The sequence below is a fragment of the Sporomusa acidovorans genome (assembly GCF_900101845.1).
Classification (GTDB): domain Bacteria; phylum Bacillota; class Negativicutes; order Sporomusales; family Sporomusaceae; genus Sporomusa; species Sporomusa acidovorans.
Genome location: NZ_FNAM01000049.1, coordinates 15,009 through 38,292 on the forward strand (window position 1 = coordinate 15,009; position 23,284 = coordinate 38,292).

General features: G+C 39.6%; 25 protein-coding genes. 4 read left to right on the top strand and 21 right to left on the bottom strand.

The genetic code is table 11. From position 1 onward, the window contains the following. Positions 1–63: 63 nt before the first annotated feature. The 21 genes from BLR65_RS23695 to BLR65_RS23795 all read right to left on the bottom strand — a co-directional run bounded on the left by BLR65_RS23695 (position 64) and on the right by BLR65_RS23795 (position 20,358). On the bottom strand, positions 64–765 hold the full coding sequence (locus BLR65_RS23695) for a glycosyltransferase family protein (RefSeq protein ID WP_093796632.1): 702 nt from the start codon (positions 763–765) through the stop codon (positions 64–66). Beyond that, positions 762–1,487, bottom strand: a complete 726-nt coding sequence (locus BLR65_RS23700; RefSeq protein WP_093796633.1) for a glycosyltransferase family 2 protein — start codon at positions 1,485–1,487, stop codon at positions 762–764. Before BLR65_RS23700 ends, BLR65_RS23695 begins: the two co-directional genes overlap by 4 nt. A gap of 37 nt (positions 1,488–1,524) precedes the next feature. Next, a complete protein-coding gene (locus tag BLR65_RS23705) occupies positions 1,525–2,550 on the bottom strand; it encodes a GSCFA domain-containing protein (protein WP_093796634.1) in 1,026 nt (341 codons plus the stop codon). Positions 2,551–2,579: 29 nt separating this feature from the next. Continuing rightward, on the bottom strand, positions 2,580–3,332 hold the full coding sequence (locus tag BLR65_RS23710; RefSeq protein ID WP_093796635.1) for a glycosyltransferase family 2 protein: 753 nt from the start codon (positions 3,330–3,332) through the stop codon (positions 2,580–2,582). Continuing rightward, positions 3,325–3,954 carry an HAD family hydrolase gene (locus BLR65_RS23715; RefSeq protein ID WP_093796636.1) on the bottom strand — a complete coding sequence of 210 codons (630 nt, stop codon included), beginning with the start codon at positions 3,952–3,954 and terminating at the stop codon, positions 3,325–3,327. The genes BLR65_RS23710 and BLR65_RS23715 overlap by 8 nt, the downstream gene beginning before the upstream one ends. A 135-nt stretch (positions 3,955–4,089) precedes the next feature. Next, complete coding sequence (locus BLR65_RS23720; RefSeq protein WP_211285258.1) at positions 4,090–4,767, bottom strand: PI-PLC domain-containing protein; 678 nt, start codon at positions 4,765–4,767, stop codon at positions 4,090–4,092. A gap of 2 nt (positions 4,768–4,769) precedes the next feature. Continuing rightward, positions 4,770–5,450: a hypothetical protein gene (locus tag BLR65_RS23725; protein ID WP_093796637.1), complete on the bottom strand. Its 681-nt coding sequence runs from the start codon at positions 5,448–5,450 to the stop codon at positions 4,770–4,772. Between the two features lie 249 nt (positions 5,451–5,699). Continuing rightward, the gene (rfbA, locus tag BLR65_RS23730; protein WP_093796638.1) at positions 5,700–6,584 is read right to left on the bottom strand and encodes a glucose-1-phosphate thymidylyltransferase RfbA; all 885 of its coding nucleotides are present in this window, start codon (positions 6,582–6,584) and stop codon (positions 5,700–5,702) included. A 49-nt stretch (positions 6,585–6,633) separates the two neighbouring features. After that, the gene (locus BLR65_RS31510; RefSeq protein WP_093796639.1) at positions 6,634–6,858 is read right to left on the bottom strand and encodes a dTDP-4-dehydrorhamnose 3,5-epimerase family protein; all 225 of its coding nucleotides are present in this window, start codon (positions 6,856–6,858) and stop codon (positions 6,634–6,636) included. A gap of 1 nt (position 6,859) precedes the next feature. Continuing rightward, positions 6,860–7,990: a glycosyltransferase family 61 protein gene (locus BLR65_RS23740; protein WP_093796640.1), complete on the bottom strand. Its 1,131-nt coding sequence runs from the start codon at positions 7,988–7,990 to the stop codon at positions 6,860–6,862. 68 nt (positions 7,991–8,058) lie between these two features. Further along, positions 8,059–9,153 (bottom strand): DegT/DnrJ/EryC1/StrS family aminotransferase, encoded by a 1,095-nt coding sequence (locus BLR65_RS23745; protein ID WP_093796641.1) that lies wholly within the window; start codon positions 9,151–9,153, stop codon positions 8,059–8,061. Between the two features lie 183 nt (positions 9,154–9,336). Beyond that, positions 9,337–9,780: a sugar 3,4-ketoisomerase gene (locus BLR65_RS23750; protein ID WP_093796642.1), complete on the bottom strand. Its 444-nt coding sequence runs from the start codon at positions 9,778–9,780 to the stop codon at positions 9,337–9,339. A 218-nt stretch (positions 9,781–9,998) separates the two neighbouring features. Then, a complete protein-coding gene (locus tag BLR65_RS23755) occupies positions 9,999–10,937 on the bottom strand; it encodes a GNAT family N-acetyltransferase (RefSeq protein WP_093796643.1) in 939 nt (312 codons plus the stop codon). After that, a complete protein-coding gene (locus BLR65_RS23760; RefSeq protein WP_218130665.1) occupies positions 10,931–11,881 on the bottom strand; it encodes a glycoside hydrolase family protein in 951 nt (316 codons plus the stop codon). The genes BLR65_RS23755 and BLR65_RS23760 overlap by 7 nt, the downstream gene beginning before the upstream one ends. After that, a complete protein-coding gene (locus BLR65_RS23765; protein ID WP_093796645.1) occupies positions 11,881–12,639 on the bottom strand; it encodes a class I SAM-dependent methyltransferase in 759 nt (252 codons plus the stop codon). Before BLR65_RS23765 ends, BLR65_RS23760 begins: the two co-directional genes overlap by 1 nt. Continuing rightward, entirely contained in the window at positions 12,636–13,334 is a 699-nt protein-coding gene (locus BLR65_RS23770) for an acetyltransferase (RefSeq protein WP_093796646.1), read from the bottom strand. Before BLR65_RS23770 ends, BLR65_RS23765 begins: the two co-directional genes overlap by 4 nt. 22 nt (positions 13,335–13,356) lie before the next feature. After that, positions 13,357–13,581, bottom strand: coding sequence for a hypothetical protein (locus tag BLR65_RS23775; RefSeq protein WP_093796647.1), 225 nt, complete (start codon positions 13,579–13,581; stop codon positions 13,357–13,359). Positions 13,582–13,592: 11 nt separating this feature from the next. Next, complete coding sequence (locus tag BLR65_RS23780) at positions 13,593–14,627, bottom strand: 3-oxoacyl-ACP synthase III family protein (RefSeq protein WP_211285257.1); 1,035 nt, start codon at positions 14,625–14,627, stop codon at positions 13,593–13,595. 53 nt (positions 14,628–14,680) lie between these two features. After that, positions 14,681–16,285 (bottom strand): glycosyltransferase, encoded by a 1,605-nt coding sequence (locus BLR65_RS23785; protein ID WP_093796649.1) that lies wholly within the window; start codon positions 16,283–16,285, stop codon positions 14,681–14,683. A 609-nt stretch (positions 16,286–16,894) separates the two neighbouring features. Continuing rightward, positions 16,895–19,186, bottom strand: a complete 2,292-nt coding sequence (locus tag BLR65_RS23790; protein ID WP_093796650.1) for a glycosyltransferase — start codon at positions 19,184–19,186, stop codon at positions 16,895–16,897. 53 nt (positions 19,187–19,239) lie between these two features. Next, on the bottom strand, positions 19,240–20,358 hold the full coding sequence (locus BLR65_RS23795) for a glycosyltransferase family 2 protein (RefSeq protein ID WP_093796651.1): 1,119 nt from the start codon (positions 20,356–20,358) through the stop codon (positions 19,240–19,242). Positions 20,359–20,856: 498 nt separating this feature from the next. Between BLR65_RS23795 and BLR65_RS23805 the strand changes: the two genes are divergently transcribed. From BLR65_RS23805 to BLR65_RS31890, 4 genes are all read left to right on the top strand, one after another. Further along, positions 20,857–21,345, top strand: coding sequence for a hypothetical protein (locus BLR65_RS23805; RefSeq protein WP_093796653.1), 489 nt, complete (start codon positions 20,857–20,859; stop codon positions 21,343–21,345). 123 nt (positions 21,346–21,468) lie between these two features. Next, positions 21,469–21,915 (top strand): hypothetical protein, encoded by a 447-nt coding sequence (locus BLR65_RS23810; protein ID WP_093796654.1) that lies wholly within the window; start codon positions 21,469–21,471, stop codon positions 21,913–21,915. Positions 21,916–22,081: 166 nt separating this feature from the next. After that, a complete protein-coding gene (locus tag BLR65_RS23815; RefSeq protein ID WP_093796655.1) occupies positions 22,082–22,576 on the top strand; it encodes a DUF3794 domain-containing protein in 495 nt (164 codons plus the stop codon). Positions 22,577–22,688: 112 nt separating this feature from the next. Next, on the top strand, positions 22,689–23,284 hold a 596-nt coding region (locus BLR65_RS31890; protein WP_176772798.1), incomplete at its 3' end, for a DUF3794 domain-containing protein.

A 23,284-nucleotide genomic window follows, 5' to 3' on the forward strand; every position in this document is an offset into this window, starting at 1 on the left:
TAAATTTGCAAAAGAAATTCCTATATCTTTGGTACGTTGTATAAAGAACAGAAACACGACTTATTAAGTATGAAAAAGCAAACTAAGTTCAACGACATCCTGTACGGGAACCGCCTTGACTAGTTTATTACGGCGAATAATTCCATTCATGGCCGGACACAGGAACATAGTATTGTTATAACTATATAATTTATCAAATCGTATGCTATCAGCCGCGGCCTCTAAAAATAATGGTAAGTCTCTAAAAAAGTAAACCCCGGCAGATACCGCGTTGGAAATTACCTTTTTCTCGGCAGTTTGTTTCACCCATTGCCCGGACATCTCTAAATAACTATATTGCGGATTGTTCGATTTAAAATAAGGAATAATTCCGCCAATAAACGGATTGTTCGCAAATATTTCGACAGGATTCAACTCACTCTGAAAAATAATATCCACTAAATCAACGACAACAGGTTGATCATAGTTGTTTAGCAGCGCTGCCCCTGCCAACGCGGATAATAAGGCTCCCTTACTTAACCCCGAAAGCTTTACAAAATGGCAGCCGGAAAATTCCTCCTGAAGGTATGAGATTACCTTTTCTGTACCTTCGGTGTCCCGGAGAACAAACGTTATTGCTTCTTCTCCTAGTAAAGAATTGTACCAGGTACGCGATTTTAATACCTTTTTTATTAATGGCTCCCCATCAATAGGAACTAAGGGTTTTATCCCATGCTTTTCGGTATTAAAATCCGGCCCTGCTAACGGCACAATACAGGATATCATGCCATTCTCCCCAGATAGGCGGCTAGATCTTCCGGCGTTCCCAGCCCATGCATTTGTTCAAAGTCAATCATATAGATACCGATTCTTTTGTTGTCCTTTATCGCATAGTTATAAGTGGGACAAGTGTAAAATTCATTATTTATCCGGTCATTTTCAATAATCATTTGGATAGCGTAATTGACGAAGTCCTTCCCCCTTGAATACAGGTAAATTCCAACTGTTGCAATATCCGAAATCGGTTCTTTTTCCTTTACCTCTTGCACCAGACCAAAGTGATCTGTCTTGGCAAAAGACCATTTGGGACTTTTTTCTTTATCTATGAATGTCAGGATCGAACCATCCAATCCTCTGCCAAGACAATCATTAATAAAAAGACTAATATCTAAGTCGACGAGTTGATCGGCATTGGCGATTAACAATGGTTCATCGTTATCAATATGCGCCTTAGCATACAGCACCGTGCAGGCTGTACCTTCGGTTTGCTTATCAATGGCAATAAATTTTACATCATATTCTTTTTCTATGAGGGCAACTGTTTGTGCTTCGGACTCAAGATGCTCTTTCCTGGCAATTAATAAATATCTTGCCTGATGGTAGCGCAAGTTGTTAACAACACGCGCTACCATTGGTTGACCGGCAACATCGATAAAGGGCTTGGGACTTTTATATCCCGCTTTCACAAACCGGCTGCCGGCACCGGCCATAGGTATGACAATATTCATATTTGTCAGCTCCTTTAAACAATTGGGATGGTGGAGGCTATATTTTTAAGCGTTCATAAACTTCAAAATCAATGTACCCCTCATGAATCACTGCCTGAGCATCAACTGAATCTTCAGTTGGGAAGTAGTTGGACAGCATATGTTTGACAATCTGTTCAACCATTTCACCTGTAACATGAACATTGTCTTCGCCAAAATAAATCATCCCACCGGAAATGGCAATTTCGTAGCTTGGGAAATAATCCACGTTATCAAAGGATTCACTCAAAAGCTGAGCTACAACTCTAAGCACCGCTTTAGAAAATGAGTTTGCTATGATAGCATTAGTATTTGAAAAAGTAGCTTCAATAGGAATGGGACTAACTGTAAGTATTATTTTTTTCATCGAATGCGCGTTAATTAAACAGATAGCGTCTTTAAGCCTGCCAAAAACATCATCGACATCCATTCTGTGAAAATAATACCGGTCTGGTTCCAGGTTGACCGCTGTTTTACCCGGTGCTTTATTCAAATAGCAACAATGCTTACTATCATACCAAGTCTCTATCAAACCAAGAGTGATAATAATAGTATCACAGTCAAGAAGCTCTTGGTACACTAGGTCTATCTGCCGCCTTCTCTCAAGGAGGCGTGCTAACGTAACCGGCTTGTTGTGTATATGCAGAAATAAATCAACGAAACCCTGTTTACGCTCCTCAATCCCCATGCTGTCATTATAAACAAACTTGCCAAAGATACTTTCTATTCTTTGAAGAAGCGTCCCCGCGTTGTATTCATTAAGCAAATGCGGTGCTGCATAGGCAATTTCTGATTGTCCGACTTTGAACTTACCTACAGGTACATCGAAGCCCAGTTGAATAAGCCTAGCCTCAATCTCTCTTGCAAAGCATGAGCCAATGGTAAAAATCTTTTCATTGGGTTTAAGACGGAATTTGGGGGTTAGTTTCGGCAACAGCATCCCTTGGTAATAACCCGTCTCGTTCTTGGCAGGATAACGAAATGTGCGATTTTCAATACCTTTTAACAGGTTATTATAAGCCTCATACCCTTTGAAAATTTTCATTTTGAATCCTCCATCGATCGAAAAATAGGTTACTCATCGGATAAGCCACTGTCATATAATTTCATTTCATATTCTTTTATTTTTTGTGGCGAATAAAAAGAATGATACTTTCGCTTATCTATATAATACGGTTTTAATACTTTGTTCTCTAAGATCAGTTCATTCAATACCGGGGCAATAAAATACATTCCGTTAACACTGGCATTTTTTTCAATGCTGCTCATCGCCGCCTTCACAAACAGAGCTCCTTGTTTAAAGTAATAAAAGCCAGCAATCGCATTTTTACTGATGGGGTCCTTTTCAGCTGCCTCCACAATGCATTTTTGATCATCCAGTCTGACATATGACCACCGAGGGTGAACGGCTTCAAAACAGATGACACCGGCATCTACATTTTTTTGTCTAAAACTGGCAATCACAATATTTAAATTATAATCAATGACTTGATCACCATTGACGATCAGTAATTCATCATCAGAATCGATGTAATCGATTGCCAGTAATGCACTGCAAGCCGCTCCCTGGGTTTCATTTTCCAATTTTACAATTTCGCATTGCTTATTTGTTATGAGTTGCAAGACATTATGCAAGTGATACTTATGGCAATCTGATGATTTGACAACAAATACATATTTTTTCTCGTCACTAATTAAGTCAAGTTTATTGATTACCATTTCAATCATAGGTTTACCCTGAATTTCGACTAATGGCTTCGGAAAAATATATTCAGGCGAATTAAAAAAAGCAGATGTTCCGCCTAGTGGCACCAAAATGTTAAACACCTTGTTCCTTAACCTCCTTAATTCGCCTTATAATATTGCAGTAGGTCACTTCTTCAACATTACCAACTTTCATTACGTGTGCCCCACTGTCCAGTGCCGCCTTTATACCGTTTTCATTATCCTCGACAATTAGGCACTCCTCCGGCAATAAAGTCAATCGTTCTATCGCCTTGAGATAAATCTCCGGACTGGGTTTGGGGTTACTGACGTCCTCATTTGACAAATAAAAGTCAAAATACTCCTCTAGCTTCGCTTTATTAAGCATAGTTTGCACAGTAGCCAAAATGGAGTTAGAGCAAACAGCCAAATGATATCCCTGTAATTTAAGCTTTGCCAAAGCGTATTGGTGATAAAATACGGGTTTGCAATAAGTATGAATCAATTCCATCGTATATTGTTGTTTTATTAAATTTATAAAGGAATGTAGCTTTCTGGGTAATTTTTTTTCAATGCTAAGCATTTCTAGTTTTACCCTAGTAGGCAGGCCATCAAATGTCACTAAATGCTCATATCTGCTTATTTCAAAGCCAAAAAGCTGGAGAGCTCTATTTAACGCAATATAATGCCATTCCCTGGCGTCAATCAACACGCCATCCATGTCAAATATGATCGCTTTAATCACCCTATCGCCTCTTTTCCCTATAGCTTCCGATAAAGTAGACTTAGCTTCAGGTGGGGTTTTAACCCCATCTGAAGGTTAGTCACCCTTATCCAGGAGCTTAGCGCCGCTTATCTCCCGCTTAAAGAAGCGGGAGTATTAGCGGCGGTTAGCTATCGGATAAAGATTTTCAGAAAAAAATTTTCTTGCCAGTTCAGGCAGATCAGTACAAAGCATCAACTTGTCGGCTGCCCAGTTTTTAGTAGCCTTTTTGTATTGACGCCATTTGTCAAGATAATCCCGTCCGTGAATTTCCGGCGAAACAATACAAACCCTTTTGCCATTTGCCAAGTGGCTTAATAGAATATCTGGATTTATCCAGCTTTCATACAGTTCATCCAGCCAAACGCCTGCCGCATTTGCATAAAGCAGTGAGTGACAATCGGCAACTACCTCAAATTCACTTTGCCGGATAAAATAGTGCAGATTGTTTTTCAAGTAACCAATCGTATCAGGAATAGACATATCAAATACAAAATAATTGGCAATGCCATTTTGTCTCAGGTATTTAGCCAATTCCACCTGCAACCCATCTGATTTGATATTCAGGGCTAACGGCAACCCTTTGCCAAAAGTCTGATACAACCTAAAAAAACTTTCCAGATTCAATTCGCTGCCATGCGGTATATCATGAGAAATTACTATTTGTCCATCAAAGTCTCTAATATCTGTCTCTGTGCCAAATCCCGACTGAAATGACCGTATAAAAGCATCCCGGGTATTTTTTTCTGCTATTGCCGTCCAAACCCCCCTATGACTGATAATGTTCATTTTCATCCCTATTCTTTCACCTTATATCGACCATCTGATGCTGCTATTTCATTGATTGATCTATTCTTTTTATAAAAGTAAAGTGTATACCCTTTAAGTTTGATGTAGGGGAAATAGTTTCTGAATGCATCTATAGCGTTACCTTCCCGCAGTAATGGAAAAGCGCGATTCTGCAACCATATCTCCGGAGCCGGAAAACCACTGTCACTCTTAATCTCCGGAGTCCAGAAAGTAAGCATGGCAGACAATGATCCAGCAACAATGTAATCAAGTAAATAGCCGCCTTCATCTTCGATATAGCCAAGAAAGGCGATCGGGGTTTCGGCTAGGGCTATCTTTACTTCCTCAATAAAATTTTCAATATTATCTACAACAATATCTGACCTGATTTTTACAAAGTATTTTAGCCTGGGGTCCTTGGCCAACTCTAAAATCCCGGTATAGGTCGAGAGGCACTGCAGGTTAATATTCCAATATCCAGTGAAAGCAGGTTTTGGGGTAAGATTTAACTTCATCCCAGAATCTTTAATTACTCTAAAGTTTGCTTCCGGCTCATCTTCCCAGGTAGACCATAAGACATGATTTGCCCTGGAATAACACTGAACTACCGGATCAACATACGCTGTTGGTCCTTGTATGACAATGCCTATTTCATCAGTTTTTATATTTTTACTGCCACCGGCAATCATAAAAATAATACCTCCGCAATACGTTGAAATAATTAGTTCATTCTCTATAGATTATGAAATAGCGATGAACGCAGTGCTTGCGTACTAAACTTTTTCTATATACAACGTAAAAGGACAAACGTAAAGTTAAGGCCACCTAGTATGTAATCTCCCAGGTGGCCTTAACTACGTTTCCATGAAAACTCCGGTTACCTTCAAAAGCTTCCGGTTCAATATTTTCTATATCAAGTAAGATTGTATGATACCCCCTCACGAATTGCCTCCCCCCTGTGCAAGTTGTAGCAAATACTGGCCATAACCGTTATTTTTGTAGGATTCAGCAATGTTAGTTAATTGTTGAACAGAAATATAGCCCATCCGGAAAGCAACCTCTTCCGGACATGCAATTTTTAACCCTTGTCTTTGCTCAATTGTTTCAATAAAATTCGCTGCCTGGAGAAGTGATCCGGGCGTTCCTGTATCCAGCCATGCATACCCCCGCCCCAAACGTTCAACTGTAAGCTGACCTTGATTAAGGTAAAGCCTGTTTATGTCGGTAATTTCAAGTTCACCTCTGGCGCTGGGCTTGAGATTTTTCGCCATATCGACTACCTGGTGATCATAAAAATACAAGCCTGTTACCGCATAATTTGATTTAGGCTTTTGGGGCTTTTCTTCAAGACTGACAGCCGCTCCGGTTTCATCAAACTCAACGACACCATACTGCTCCGGATTATTAACCAAATACCCAAACACAGTTGCTCCTGTAGTTTTTTGGGCAGCCTGTTGAAGTTTGGCCGCTAAACCATCACCATAGAAAATATTATCCCCTAATACTAAAGCACAGTCTTGATGCCCAATAAAATGCTGTCCAATGATAAACGCTTGAGCAATTCCCTCAGGACGCGGTTGAACCGCATAACAGATATTTAATCCCCATTGTGCTCCATCTTGGAGAAGTTGCTGATATAACGATAAGTCTTGCGGGGTTGAAATCACCAGTATATCAGATATCCCTGCCAGCATTAGCGTAGTAAGTGGATAATAGGCCATCGGCTTGTCATAAATAGGCATAAGCTGCTTGCTGATTACTTTGGTTAACGGATACAACCTTGTACCAGAGCCGCCAGCCAAGATAATACCCTTTTTAATCATACTCAACACTCCCTAGCCGTTAGTAAGCCTACTCTACTACTCTTCATTATCATTGTCCATTATATGATACACAAAAACTCTTCTGACACAAGGTCTCACGAATAAGACAGCAGCGCTTGCAAGCATAAAAGATACTCTCAGTCGATAGACCTAATACAAAACCACCACGACAACGGGAGGCATTCCAGATCTCCATGAAAAATCCCCGGCTATCTTCAAAGACCTTCGGCTCGAAAATTTTTACGTCAGGTAAGAAGGTATCATAGCAACGCATATCAGCACCTTCCTCCACTATGCATTACACTATCGAGGTATGCGAAAAACCGGTCCAGTGGAATAGTATAGTCATCATGTACCCATTCTTGCTTATGCACACGCCGTCCGATAAATTGCTCCACAAACACCTCGGATACGGCGGCAAGCTGTGGCCAAATATGAAAACCTATTCCTTCGTAGTCATGTGTTAGTGCGACAATCCTAGTGTTTTTTTGACACAACAGTATATTTGTCAAAGTTGCGGCCGAAGGGGCTATAACAGTTTCAGCTTGACTAAATAGAATCAACTGAAATTCAAACGTTCGTGCCTGTAAATCAATAATCTCAAAGCCCCTTTTTAATAGTTCAAGTTCAACCTCGCTTTCGTTTAATAAGCAACGATACCTGTTTCCCCGATACAAATAAAGTTTGCGCCACGGAGTAGCAGTATGATAGCCTAACGTCAACTTTTCAACAAGCTTCTTTAACCAATAAGGCCCAATAACACTGTCAGTTTCGAGATTCCATGTCCCATGATACCGATCCAGAATACGAGATAAATCTGATACATAAATGAGCTTCTCAACTAGATAAAGATGCCCATACTTAACATGAATAATCGGATGTGTTTTGTTGATACGTTCTAGGGCCTGAAGCAAGTTGGGATGCAAATCTTCTCTGACTAATAATGGAATATCTCTAAATTCTTCAAAGGTATCTAAAAACACTAATTTGGGAAGACATTCTACTAACCAATGAAAGTAGTTTGCATCGTGGTCACAATTAATTAATATACCTTCCTTAATTATGCTTGTAACTGTCCATGCTTTTATATTAGCTTTATCTTTTGCTGTTAATTGTAATATTGAATGCGGCTTCACTCCATAATCGCTGTGCTGAAAAAGGGCCAGTTCATCATAAAGAAGTTCTTTATCGCTATTGATAATAATTCGAGTTCCTCCAACAACGTAAACACTGTGTAAGAGGCCAATGTAACTATCGGGTGGACGGGTTATTGTCGAGCCACATTGCTTATCTGAGTTTATTAACTTGGGTTCTTCAATTAGGATAGGCTCCTGGCAATTTTCGTAAATTATTTGTTTTTTTTCTTTTAACCATTCATAGAGATTTCTAATAGTAACTGATATCATAAAACTTCTCCCTGGACTAAATTTAATAGGTACCTGCCGTATAGTACTCAGCAACACTGATTAGTTATTTACCGGCTACTGATAGCCTTTATCACAAAACTAACTATACTAATCTTCTGATGAGGTCCCATTGGCAGACTTAAGACCTGTTTTGCTAGTTGCTCTGTTAGAGGAAAATCCCCCTCTTTGAAACCTAGAATACGATAAGCGCCTGACAAATGAGGCGGTATTGGATAATGAATTAAAGTTTCAATACCTTTCTTTTTCAGCGTCCACTGTAGAGAATCCCTACTTCTATTTCTAACAACAAATAGGTGCCAAACAGGCTCTGCCCACTCTGGGACAAATGGCAAATCCACATGTTGGTTTTTCAGCTTTAATAAATATACTTCAGCCAAACTCCGTCTCCGTCTATTCCATTCATCCAGGTGCTTTAGTTTTACCCTTAAAAATGCTGCCTGCAGCTCATCTAAACGAGAGTTAAACCCCAGATAATCGTTACTATACTTAATCCTGGAACCATAATTCCTAAGATACCGTACCTTTTCCGCCAAATTATCATCATTGGTGGTTACGGCACCACCATCGCCATAGGCACCCAAGTTTTTCCCAGGATAGAAACTAAAACCGGCTGCGTCTCCCAAGCTGCCGGTTAGTCTACCTCTATATTTTGCTCCCTGGGCTTGCGCCGCATCTTCCAGTATCTTTAGATTATACTGCTTAGCAACTTTAATAATCGCATCCATATCAGCCGGTTGCCCATAAAGGTGAACGGCAATAATAGCCTTGGTATTCTCAGTTACTGCTGCTGCAATTTTTTCCGGGTCTAGATTATACGTATTGATATCTGGTTCGACAGGAACAGGATGAGCACCAGAGTAGGTTACGGCAAGCCATGTAGCAATATAGGTGTTGGCGGGAACGATTACTTCATCGCCCATGCCAATATCCCAGGCCCGTAATACGAGATGCAACGCCTCCAAACCGTTTCCAACTCCTATACAATGCTTTACACCACAATATCGTGCAAATTCTTCTTCAAATGCACTAAGTTCTTCGCCAAGAATGTACCATCCGGACTCCATAACTCTTTGATAGGCAGCATCAACTTCTGACTTAATTTCATAATAGGTATCCCTTAAGTCTAAAAATGGAACATGCATGATATCCCCCACCTCCCAATAGCTGTGCCTTCGACTCTTGATAAAAACTCATCGCCTGAACACCTTATCCCCCTTCAGAAAAAGCCATACACCGATAAACTTACTTATGCCATTCGCAGAATTATAAGATCTTACATACTAATTTATCTTAATTATAATATGCAAGTTACAACCGAATTGATATCACTCATGTAGTGCTTTATTCCCTAGTGCCTCAGGTGTACCTCTAACTGCCTTGATAAACTCATCATACTCCCGATAGTAATCTGATTCATCATAAAAGTCAGAAGCTAACACCATACAGACAGCCCCTGATGAGAAATTTACCAACTCACGCCATATGAGCTTCTCTAGATAAATTCCACAGTAGCCACGATTCAGACTTAGCGTTTGCCTGACAAAACCGTCGTCTAATATTACGTCAAAACTGCCTGACATGGCTATCAGCATCTGCTGCAGAGTCTTATGCGCATGTCCGCCTCGTTGCGCCCCTCCGGGAATATCATATAGGTAATAAACTCTTTTTATATCGAATGGAACATGTCTGTTACTTTCTATAAATGTCAAATTACCTCGAGAGTCATGCACTATAGGTAACTCTACTGTCTTCCATCTCTCTAGCCCCATACTTATCCCCCATTCAAAAAAACTCTAAAGTATCACATTTAATTACCTCTTTTATGATATGCAGACTACAATTAAAATGCCATTCGCTCACCACATCTAATTCATAACCCCTACATCCTAATTAACCTAAAAATAAAGCCCCGACAGGACGTTTAGAATGTCACTTCATAAACGTCTTATCGGAACTTCATAAGAACAGTCTGATATTTGTCCGCCAGCTATATATCCAATTCATAAGTTTCATAAACTACAGCCCTAGCACCAAATTCCTCTTTTTGGGTAATTAACCCCTCGTTTAAAAAATAACCGCCTTGCTCTGTAGAAATTCCAAAGTCAAAAAATAACTTCTCCTTATAATAGTTTTGAATTAAATATTCAAAAACAAGATCCAGGGCACCGATTCTTTTCCCTGTTTCGTTAGCGGCGATATATTGTGCATGAGCTACCAGGGAGTGCTCATAAACAACAACTCCGGCTACCATGGTTTCTTCATAATACGCGGCAAATAGTTTAATACTATGGGGAAAAGTTTGGGCCAGCGTTGATATTTCCTGATAATTATGTGTTGGATAGGCATTATATTTTTCTTGTAACAATTTAGCAACAATGTCTATAAAACTTCTATAATCTGAACTAATTCGTATTTGCACGTTATGACGCTTCGCTTTTTTTATTCCGCGCCGCCGCCTGGAACTAAAGCAGATTTGTTCGGGCATAAATACTGTTGTTGACAAGTCACACCTTGACAATTTTGCATTATGCAGAAAGAGAGCGTATCTATCTTCATTTGCTGGTAATCTGTGGTATACATAGGGAATGCATTTATAAACTAATTTTTTAAATCCGTTTTTACTCAGGTAGTTACCAAGAGTATCAAACGCTGCAATCATTTTACTTGCTGTCATGCTATTGCCGGTAACTATGCCGCCAAAAGTCAAGCCCCCATGACTAATTATTGTATCACCTTCTGCATTTGCAGGCATAACTCCGATAAGACTGTGATCAAGGTCGTAAAACAAAATAGAATGATCTGCGAAGCGTTGTGAGTGATAATCCATATAATCCCGAAAAAATAAAAAAGTGCCATTTTTGGAACACTTAATGTAACTATCCCATTTTGCTTTGTCCTCAGACTGATACTTATTTACTGTTACCATTCTTGAAATTCCGCCCAGCCAAAGCCTGTTTGCCCAAAATTATTGCCGTTATAGAACATCATATACTTGTTATTGACAGCAATAACTGCGGAGTAGCATACCATTTCCGAATCCCAACCGGTTGGTGAAACATCCAGCCCAATTTCATCGTCTTTTCTTTGCCAATCAATGCCGTCTTGTGACTCGGCGTATCCCAGCCTGTACCCCAGATTGGGCACTCGAATAGAATAAAACATCTTATATTTACCATCATGCTTAATTAGATACGGCCGGCCAAAACCATGTTCCCCCTTGTGGGCAATATCAATACAAACCTTACCTTTTGGCCCCCAGGTCACCCCATCCTTTGATTCAAGGTAGTTAATGGTATACACCGGCATTTCCTTTCCGTTAATTGTAATCCATTGATCCCCGGCAACATACCACATACGAAAAATCTGATTTTCATATAATACAAATGGCCCACAACGAAAGTATAATTCTGTATTGCTGCGTTCAAGCACCGGAGTGCGCTGGACTCTTGAAAAACTTTGCCCACCATCATCGCTAACAGCAAGACCGGTGAGCAATCTGTATCTGATTTTGGTTCCCAATTCAAAGCCTACATAATATAATAATTTTTTCCCGTCAGCCAAAGTCACAATACTTGTCGCCACTACACCGTTTTCATCAAAACAACCTGGCTGACCTTTATCTAACAGTGGCTCAGACGAAATAGCCAAAACCTTTTCCGGATTTTTCGCATCAATATCTACAAAGCCTATCCTTCCAATTCCTTGCTTATTACAAAATGTAATGTACATTCTGATCACACCATTACCTAACAATTCGGGTGTTGGAATCATGGCATGTGAATATGCCCAAGCTTGTTGGCCATTCGCAGTATATATTTTGCCCATTTTATCCCATTTCATTATATCAATTCCTTTATATAGTAAGTTCATTACTCAGGCTTGATGATTAAGATATCTTCCCGCCGCGTCGACATAGGTAAACTGCCTGACTGGGGCAGCAGGTAGGTCTCATAGCCAAAGCCTCGATACCGTTGCAAAATCCCAAAAATTATACCATCGTCTACTTTTTCTTGCTCAATTTGAAAAATGTTTACTGTTGGTATTTCAGACGTACCGGTAAAGTTTTGGTGAGTTTCTATTCCTTTCTGAGAACTAAAGAACCGCTTTCGCTTGGTTATGTTTGGTATATCCCCCAACAGTAATTTGCCACCATTTTTGAGAAGACGTAATGCCTCATCAATAAAATTATAAAGACTACCGTCTACTATCAAATGCTGTAAAACGCTATAGACTATAATTACATCAATTTTATCGGCATACTTATCTAGCTCTCCCTCATGAAAAGGAAAGCGGCAGGGAATTTTTACGGCAACCTGGGTATCCGTTAGATGTGACAGCATTTCTTCGGAATCAATAAGTATAAGTTTATGATTTCGCTTTTCGCAGAATTCCAGTATGGTAGATGCTAATTCACCACACCCACAACCAATATCCATTGCAACGATATTATCCTCTAACAATTGTGGTAATTTAGAAATAATGTCGTTTAAGATTAAGTTACCGTTAGCTCGAAAGCCGTCAGGAAACCCGATCTTTTCATTTTCTGAAAGAGTTTCATCTACGGCCAAGTTTCTGAAATCGTCAAAGGTTATCCTTTTAAATCGCTCAAACAATTCAGATTTGATCATATTGTCATCTCCAAGCGAGGTTTTATACCAAACACTTTATAACTATCAATCTTGGCAGCAATACCAGGGTTACCGCGATATATTTTTCCGTTTTCAGTATCATTTAAAATAACTGCTCCAGCACTTATAACACAATCTTCCTCAATCGAAATATGATCGGCAACACAAGAATTGATGCCTAAAAAACAGCTTTGCCCAATCGAACAGTAACCCGAAATGGCAATGTGTGAAGATAAAAAGCAATGATCCCCGATTGCAGAACGGTGACCGATATGATTCCCACTCCACAAAGTCACATCATTACCAATTTTCACCTTCCGTTGAAGAACATTTCCTTCTAATATGAAGCAATTGTCGCCAATTTCGACATCATTGCCAATATAAGCCTTTGAACTGATGTACGATACCAATTCATAACCTTTTGCTTTACATTCTTGATAAAACTGCATGCGGCTACGGTTCAATTTGTCATAGCCAAGAGCAATGAATAATTTATATCTATCAGGGCTAAACTTACTCTCTATGTTCTCAAGCCGTACTATCGGCAGGCCTAGAAGCTGAGTATTATCTGTATAGCTTTTTTCGGCACTAAAAGCGATGACATTATAAATCGAGTCCAATGTGAAATACTCATAAGCCATTTCCGCGATTTCTCCAATACCGACAATAATTAGCTCCTCTCTCAGTTTTTGCATATATCTAATCACCTTATCAACTTTATTTTAATAATGCTGTTTCTATCAATGTTAAAATGTCCCTAACCGATTTTACACTTAGCAACACTTTTCCCGGTATCGAAATTTCCCATAATTCGTCAATTAATGAAATAGTGGCTATAATAGCCAGTGAATCCCATTTTTCAAATATATAGTCTTCCTGGAGCTTCTCAACCGGAACTTCCACTATCTCAGCTAATTCATTCAGGAATTTTTCTCTATGCATATTTACTCCTTCTATATTAATATTTTCTCACTTATTTTAACTAAACAGGCTGCCCAAGAATACCCCACTCCAAAACCTACTAGCATTACTTCGTCACCTAATTGTATCAAGTCTTGCTTTAGTGCTGTCTCTAACGCAACAGGAATAGTTGAAGATACAGTATTGCCAGACTCTAGGTTATTGAAAAACCTTGACTCTGGAATTTTCATTTTGTCCCGCAGTCTTTCCAGCATAAATTTGTTTGCTTGATGGAAAATGAAGTAGTCAATTTCTAATAGTTGTCTACCTGTTTTCTCAAGTAACTCTTGTGTTGCTTTAGGAACAGTTTTAAGAGTAAAGTTAAAAATTTCGGGACCATTCATATATAAATTATTGAGAGACCGAATGTTACCGCCTTCATCTTCTGTCTCAACAGATGTTGCCTTGCTTACGGGCATTCTTTTCCCACCAGCTGGTACAATCAAATTTGCGGCTCCTTTGCCGTCAGTTCCTAGCGCAAACGGTCCAATACTTTCTTGCGTTCCATCAGCCGTGCCTATTAAGGTGGCTGCGGCGCCGTCTCCAAATATTGTTCTGGTACTACGATCTTTGGGATTTATATACTTACTGTAAGTTTCGGCGGTAATTAATAATATGTTAGAAGCTATTTTAGTTTCAATAAGTCCCTTGGCCAAAGATAGCCCATAAATAAAACCCGAGCAGCCCTGATTAATGTCGAGAGCCCCGCAACTAGTTTTTAAGCCAAGTCTTTGCTGAATGATACAGGCGGTAGTCGGTAAAAAGTAATCCGGACTTTGGGTACAGAATATCAAATAATCGATGTCTTCTTTTAAACAGCAGCCGTTATCAAAGAGCCTATTTGCTGCAGCAACACCTAGATCAGAAGCACACTCGCCTTCCTTGGCAATATGTCTTACGGAAATACCTGTCTTTTGAAAGATATCCTCTGGGTTCCAATCCCATCCCCCCTCCCGAATCAACATATCATTAGTCAAAACACTTTCAGGAAAGAATGATGCGATGCTTTTAATTACCGCTACAGTCAATAGCTTTTCCTCCCTCACCGTAATATTAATTAGCTCTGACCTGACCGTTTGACTCATGCCCGGGTAGGATACTCAGGGGTAGTATCCACCTTGAATATTTTAAGTTTCTCTATAGCGTCATTATAAAGGCTCACCAGTTCAGCTTGCAGATTCTTTTCCTCAAGAGATACTGTATCTTTTGTCATCAGACGCCTATGACATCTAACCCATCCATTTATAGCAGCTTTATAATCTTCATCGGACAGATATAATTGCTCTTTATACGTCAGATTTATTAATTTATACCAATCGATTGCTCCTGATAATTCCAACGCCGTGGTGTATGTGTTTTGTCCTGAATGAATTCGAAAACAGCTTAATGGGTTCCTTATATATATCAAGTCACCCTTTGCCAATAGTTTCAACCATAGACCTACATCACCCAGACAGCTTAGTTGGTATCCGCAAAAATCCAGCAACTTACCCGTAACGTCGGCCTTGCGGAATAGTGTTGTTGACATTTCCCCAATTACGTTCGCAATGTTTTTCAATATATATCTGCCAATAACACTACCAGCAACTCTGGTTGTCACATTATAGAGGGGCCGCGTTACAAGAAGGTCCGGCAGGAAATTATCAGTTCCATTAATTAGTTTCCTATACGAAGTTACTAAAATTACGTTAACATCGTTAATAAGATAACCCATCATCACACTAATTTTATTGGGCATATAAAGGTCATCATGGAGTAAATAGCTAACATATTCTCCGTTACACAGATCAAAACACTTTTGTAGATTTACGGTACCCCTGCCACCTAACGGTCCGCCATTGTTGAAATATCTAATATGGTCGTGTTTTGTCAGATACTGTTCTACCAATATCCTTACATCCTCAGTCGTACTATCATCACAAATCACTATTTCACAATTATAGTAGTCTTGGTTTAAAGCACTGAGTAAAGCCTTCTCCAAGTAGTTTGTTTGATTATACGCCGGAATCAATACGCTGACTAAAGGAAATAAGTCTTTTGCATACTCCTTCAAAAAGATATGACGGAACTTCTGATAGCCAGTAACATTTACAATGCCACAGTCATGAACACACCATGCCTCGCTTTGACTGGGAATTACAACCTTATAACCGGCACGGACAAACTCCATGCTTTGTGATAAATCGTAGAAATGCCAACCAGTGAAAATATCTTCCCGCCAAGCAATGTCATATTGTGTAATCATAATCAATCCATCAATACCAAGTACTTCTTCATACCCCTGTTCCACTTCTTTGAAAGACAGTAACTTCATTATCCCGGTATGGCTTTCGTATACTTTCCCATAGTTACAACCTGATTCCCACCAAATTCCGTTAGTAGGGATTTTTTTACTACCCACAACCCCGATCATACCAATTCGTGGGTTATCAAAAATCTTTAACATATCTGGAATAAACGATTTATTAATGATAAAAACATCCTGATGTAAATACACCTTATACTTGGCATCACTATTTCGCATTGCTCTATTAAAACCACTTGGCATCGAAGACACATCTTTTATAGAAATCGTTTCAATAACATAGCCAACAGGTACTTCCAGATCCTTAATATAGGAAAGGCACTTTTGGAAGATATCATCATCATTAACACATGTTATAAAGCAAATTTTATTTGCGTTCACCTGCCTACCCCCAAACTCTCTATTAACTATCTATTCAGCAGTCTAGACAATTTGATAATATACATATTAAACTTACCGACTTTTACTTACCTTTTACATGATATGCAATCAATTCAGGGATGTGCTTTTACATCATAATGCGAATGTTTGCTTGCACCCTTACCTAGCCGAATCTGGTAATCTCTGCTTTCATTAGGTAACATGCGCCGACGTGGAAAACGTCTAAAGTAATTATATTGTTAGGGATTTCATTACTTGATGCTTGTGGTAGTTTAACCGAGATATTCCTATTCAAAAGTAATGAGATTAGATTATTTACGTCAACAAAGGTCTCAATGCTTATTGGAAAATTATGGATAAATATCTAAGTCAATCGAATTTCTGGATTGAACATCACTCAAAATGATATATACAGATTTATTTTGAGTAGAATAGAACAGTGCTTCTCCTATAGTCCCGAAAATTGCCATAAGTTGATTGCACAGGCCTTCCGTCCCCTCAATCTTGTGCTGTAAGTATATAATGAGAATCACCCGCTATCCTATAATTCTTCTAATAATTTATTATTTAACAAACAGATATTACACTCTACAACTTATTCATTTGCACCTAACCGAAACTGGAATGGCTTAATCCCGATCTGTGCTGAAAGTAAGCCCAAATAATGTCGCTGGTATCAATCTTTCGATCCATAACATCTAAGATTTCTAATGGCTGATGCTGTTTAGGCAGGAGTGAATATAACTTATCTAAATGCTCACTCCTTCCCCAAAAATAATTTTGGAGTATCACAGTTTTCAAGCAATTTCCTTGATTAATACGATAAGCATCATCATCTACTAAATTATCTATAATCATAAACAGATCTTGAATACTATTAAAATGGGTTTTTACAATACCGGGTACTATTTCACTGCTAAATTGTGCGGCAAAGTCCGTAGCTAAACCAACAACCGGAATACCAGAGGCACCTGCCTCAAATGCTGATACGAGTGAACCTACAGGTACCGAATCGAGGTATACGTCAGCAGCACTGTAGAATTGATCCAAATCCTGCCGGATATCATAGCATCTTATTCTTCCGTTGCTCTGACGCTTAAGTTGTGACCATTCTCCAATATCAGATGGCCCTACAACTAAAATCTCAATATTGGGGTGCCTGTTAACCAGATCTCTAATCAAACGTGGAAAACTATATTCACCACAAGATATCAATTGATAGGGTAAAGCAATGGTCAGGAAAACTATCCTATCCTCATCTATACCTAGCCCTCTTTTCGCTGCTCGCTTATCAATTAGATTCCGTGTTATTCCTAAAGGGATCGGCAATATAAAAGAATTATTCACATTCCTGCTAGACAAAGTTATCCTTTGGCCATCGACCCTTTGATCAGCTATAATGTCAGCTACATTCATACCTATCGTAAAAGCATGGTCTGCATGATTAACAAAGACCACCGGTGGACCGCCGGTGACACCAAATGCGATCGGTGCGACCGGGTCATGGGGATGAATATGCAAAACAACTACATCGGCCCACATAGCAGCTGCATCACGCAGTACCTTTGCTTTTTGGCACAGACCAAGCTTAGCAGCGTCCAGCTTAGTGTACCAGCCACCAGAATGAATGGCTGCGTCCACTAACCAATTTGGAACAGTAGCACTATTGAGAGTGACTATAATAGAATGAACTGACGCTGAATCCGTGCATATCCAGCGCTCAATTGTTCTAGCATGACTACTAGCAGCGTAGCCTTGGCTTACTACATGCAATATATTTTTCTTTTCCATACTTTTGGGTGGCAGCTGTATGGTTGCACGGTGACTTAGCTTTTTTGCAACTTTACGAAGAATTAGCTCTAATCTAGGCGACACAAAAAAACCAGGATGAGAGTAGTAAGCATAATCTGCTGCCTGCTTCACCAACATCACAGCTTTTTCCATATTCCCTGACAACAAGCTAAATTCAGCTTGATCAATAAATGAAAGAAATTTTCTTCTCGTGTTTTCTATCCAATGTTGATAATAACTAAATTCATGCTGATACGTAAACCATTTTCCTGCCGCTATATCCTGTGTCAACTGATACGGCGCGGCCAGGTGCGGAGGCAATCCCCATTTTTCGGTAAATTTCCGTCTATTAACTTCCAAAAGGGAGTTGTATTGATTAGTCTGCTCCCTAAAAGATACACTGCCGAAATGATGAATGAAGGTATCCCGGCACAAAACCAAACGATAACCAGCCTTTCTGATACGCAAACAATAATCGTCATCTTCATAATTCCCAGGTGAAAAATCCTCGTCTAATAAACCAATTTCCTTTATTATTTCTGCCTTAATCAGCAGGCAGTAACCAACCAGTCGTGTTCTATCCTCCCAAAATTCCGGATTAGAGTTATTCACTTGTCCGGCAAACCGGATCATTTCTTCCAAACTGGAATACTCACAAGGGATACTTTGGAAGTTTGAACAGGAGTTAGTAACTGCACCGACGGCACCGATATCACTGGAGCTATATAAACACTTTGTAAGGTTAGTTAACCAGTTGGGCGTCACAATCGTATCATTGTTTAATAAAAGAATATTGTTTCCCTTAGCCGCTTTTATCCCTTGATTGCAGCCTACGGGGAAACCGGCATTCTCACTATTTAGAATGACTTTAATATCTTGCTGGCCTTGCAACCACTCAACCGTACCATCGGTTGAGCGGTTATCGATAACAATAAGTTCATAAGAGTCCGGTTCCGTATAGTGTCTAATACTCTCAATACAAAGCTTGTTATACTCCAGCTTGTTGTAAGTTATGACAATAATACTGGTAAGGCCTTGTGGAATTGTTCTACATTTGTCTGTTCCCGCGCTATCTTCAGTTTGTTTATTATCGCCTAAGCTGCAGTCCACTCTGAGACCTCCTCTACTATAGGCTCATAATACAACTCTGGCATGCCAGTTAATCACTCTTTCGAAGGTTCAATATTCAGTTTACTTTGCAGTAGTTTTCGGTTGTGGTGAATCATTGGATTATCGGGAATAAATTTTGCCGCTTTTTCATTGTGTTCGTAAGCTAATTGGTAGTCTCCAAGACGTGAATAACATACGCACAGCTGAAGATAAGGCAACCAGGTTGCACATTGATTATTCACTAACCCCCATGAAGAATTCGCGGTCTTTAGCTGGGTAGCCAGCGTATACCAGAATATAGCCTGTTTTATTTGATTATTATTAAGATGATGAAAACCAAGCCGGCAACAGAAATCGCTTCTGGGGGTACTATACTGAAAAGATTGGTATATATATTTAAGCTCATTTTCTCCATCATGGAGTTCATAAAAACAATCGGCCAAACTAGCGCAGGCGGCAATATTGTCTTCCAGCGCCCCTTGTTTTGTTGCTAAAGATTTTTGGTAATACTCGATTGCCCGGTTATAGAGATTATGTTCTCTTAACTCATTGGCATAATAGTATAAATCTCGCGGTGAAAATTCTTCTCCTTGTAACTGCCGTCGTTCATAGATTTTTAGATTGCGATCACTATCGTGTTTTACAGGCTTGTGGGCTACAGCAATTTCTGTATCTAGCTGGCTGCCTTTCGCTGCTAAGAATTCGTGAACGGCTCCAATCCACTGGTAATTTTTTTCTCGCTTAACCAAACGCTCCCTACGTATTTGATATAATACATTTCCATCTGTGTCAAAGCTTAAATAATAAAGCATAGTAAGGACTTCAAATTCCCGACTGAGAGTTGCTTTTAATTCGAGTAGCTTTTGACAGTCTTGATCCAAAATAACATCATCAGCATCCAACCAGAGAATATATTCCTGCGTAGCCTTACTAAATGCATAATTGCGCGCGGCGGCAAAATCATCTATCCATTCAAAGTCAAAGATTTTTTCAGTAAATTGTCTTACCAGCTCTTTCGTTTTATCCGTTGAACCTGTGTCTACTATGATAATCTCATCTACAATTTGCTCAACCGATCGCAAACAACGCTCAATTGTAGCTTCCTCGTTTTTTACTATCATACATAAACTAATAGTAATCGGTAAGTGAGATTGCTTAGCACTATCCGGCATGCTACTACCTCCTAAAGCTTTATGTCAGTAATTACTTTATTCCAAAAGGCACAAATATGTGAAAAAAAGCTGATCCTCACTACATGGATCAGCTTTGTCATATTTAATAAGAATTTTTGTTATATAGTCAAGCAAAAGAATATTGAATTAATAGGCCTTACTCCTGTTCCAGTTCCCCCCAGCGCTGAGATACTGCGGGACGAGATTGACCGCGGTGCAAAGGTACTCTGCGATGAGGAGCTGCTTGATCAACCATAACCTTGAAATTACGAATAATAGGGGCACCGTCCGTCCCTGGGACACAGGTAGATTGAATATGCTCTTTAATATTATTTTTGAGTAGACAATTAACCCCAGCAATGTTGATGCATATATTACAGTGTGCAACCAATATACAAAATAAAAAAAATCTATTTTTCATAAGCACTTAACCATCGTGTTGCATAGTATATAGTAGGCGAACGCCAAAAAAATTATTTAATAAGGAGAGATTCAATTATGCCATTTGGTGGGAAAAAGAAAGGAAAAGGATTTAATCTTGACTGCGTATTAGGAAACGTGAATATTACTGTCGTAACCTGCTGTGGCTTTATATTCCAAGGAGTCGTTGTTGAAGAAGACGACGATAAAACCCGTGCGCAATACGGCTGCCCGGTTGTTTTCCCAGCTATGACTATGGACTACGAGCATGACAAAGACGACCATAAAAAAGACTGCAAAGATGACGATGATAAAAAACATCATTGCCCCAAACCGATTGATGTTGAAGTTGATGTCAAATGCGATAATGAACCCAAATTCATCTGCCTGCGCCTAGAGTGCCCTCCTGCTTTTGTGTGCTGTGATCCAGCAACAGCAGGTGCCCCTGCCCAAATCGTAGGTCTTACAGCAGCAGACGCATTATTTGATCCGGAAGACACTATATTAATTAGCTTAGATGATATTGCCGTCATAGGCCCAAGCCGCAACTGTCTTGTTACCGCTTAACGTCTTGCTTTGTTGAAAAAAACGAAACCCCGGTCTTCCGGGGTTTCGTGCTTACAAACAATTAACTATAGCGAACACTGTACTTCGCTTATATGAAAATTAAAAGAAAGGAGTCACGTAATTATGACCTCGAGAGATGAAGATAGATTAAATTGGGGTTGCATACTAGGAAACATAAGGGCTACTGTTGTCACTAGATGCGGTATTGTCTATCAAGGAACAATCGAAGATTGGAATTGCAGCGGGCTGACAAGCACCCGCCCGGATAGTTCCTCATCGGATTCAAATGATAGCCAAAAAGAAGAATCCTCTGATCAACGTGGGGATGGGCATTGCGGGGGCCCTCGCTTTATTCGTATGACAGTAGAATGTATTCCTGGAAACATCTGCTGTCCGATGTTTGATGCCGACGACCCAGTTGGCGCCTCAAGAGTTACACCGATACTCGGCTTCACCGGACCCGCCGAAACACTTTATACGGTGCCTTCCGACATTTTAATTAATTGGGATGATGTTTCTTCACTAGGAATAGCCAGCAGTACCGCTTGTCTCACAGATACTACAGCATAAAGCCACGATGCCGGGGCGCACAGACGCACCGGCTTTTTTTTTTAGAAGACGCAACCAAACATAATAATTTGAATTAATATCTATTTATAGTAACAGAAGTCCTCCTAAAACCATAAAATAATACAAATGAAGGATATAAGACATTTCATAGATAAGGAGGAAATCCATGAGCAGTAAGTTTGTTGATGTTTCAGGTATTACGCCGGCATCACAATTTCCAAAGTGTCCTCCCCGGCATCCCTTCACTGAATTCTGTGAAACTGATAAATTATGTATACCACACCCCAATCCTAATATCCGCGATGTGTTGGAAGTGTGTGTAAACGTAGTCATTTTATCAGCTAAAGTTATTTGCACTCCTGTTGGGAACAAGGTTGTTGTCGAAGGTAAAAAACAGATCAAGGTTACTTTTGCCGCTGATGACCCCTGTCAGTCGGTCCATTGTGCCCATTTTGAAATTCCCTTTTGCAGTTTAATATTATTAGGACCTATCAAGGATGAAGTAATCCAAGTATGCGCGGCAATAGAAGATATCTCTGCCCGCTGCTTAGATTGCAGATGCCTGATAGTAACCTCAGTTATATTTATCTGCCCGGTATTTGAAGAAGCATACAACTATTGTTCCTCCCCACATGATGACAATGCCAATTACCGGCTCTAGCTAGTAACAGTACTTAGCAGGTAGCTGTTCTGTTACAAAAATGCTGACCCTTGCCGTAGATTATTAAACAAACTACCTGCTTTATCACATGAAGATAGGAGGGGAGTTGAATATGGGATGTACTCAAATTTCCGTAAACGGTATACTCACCGTACCTCAACATAAGCCTGATATCCAATCCATACTTCGCGTTTGTACAACTGCAAAAATTGATAAAACTATAACTATACGGAAAAAGATTTTTTTTACTGGACATGTATGTATCCGTATAGAATATGTTGCCTGTTCGCCTGACCACTCACAACCTATACACTTTTTGCAAGCTGAGATACCGTTCAACGGTTTACTGCTTCACCAGTTTGCTCGTGAACACTTAAATGCTTGCCTGCAAACCAGAATTAGATTTTCCGAAACTGAAATTGTTAGTCCAAGGAAGATTAACACAATAGTACTATTAAAACTGTGTAAACTTAAATTTTCTCGTATCCCTAAACACTCGCAACAAAAATGGTCTAAGCCAAATCATGGAAGTTTCTGCAAACATACCGATCTACATTGTGCATCTATTCAAGGGGCATTTTGCAAAAAGCCACATCATAACTTCAACTGCAAGCCTCATCACCATGACGACTGCAAGCCCCATCACAATGACGACTGCAAACCTTGTCACAATGACGACTGCAAACCTCATCACAATGACGACTGCAA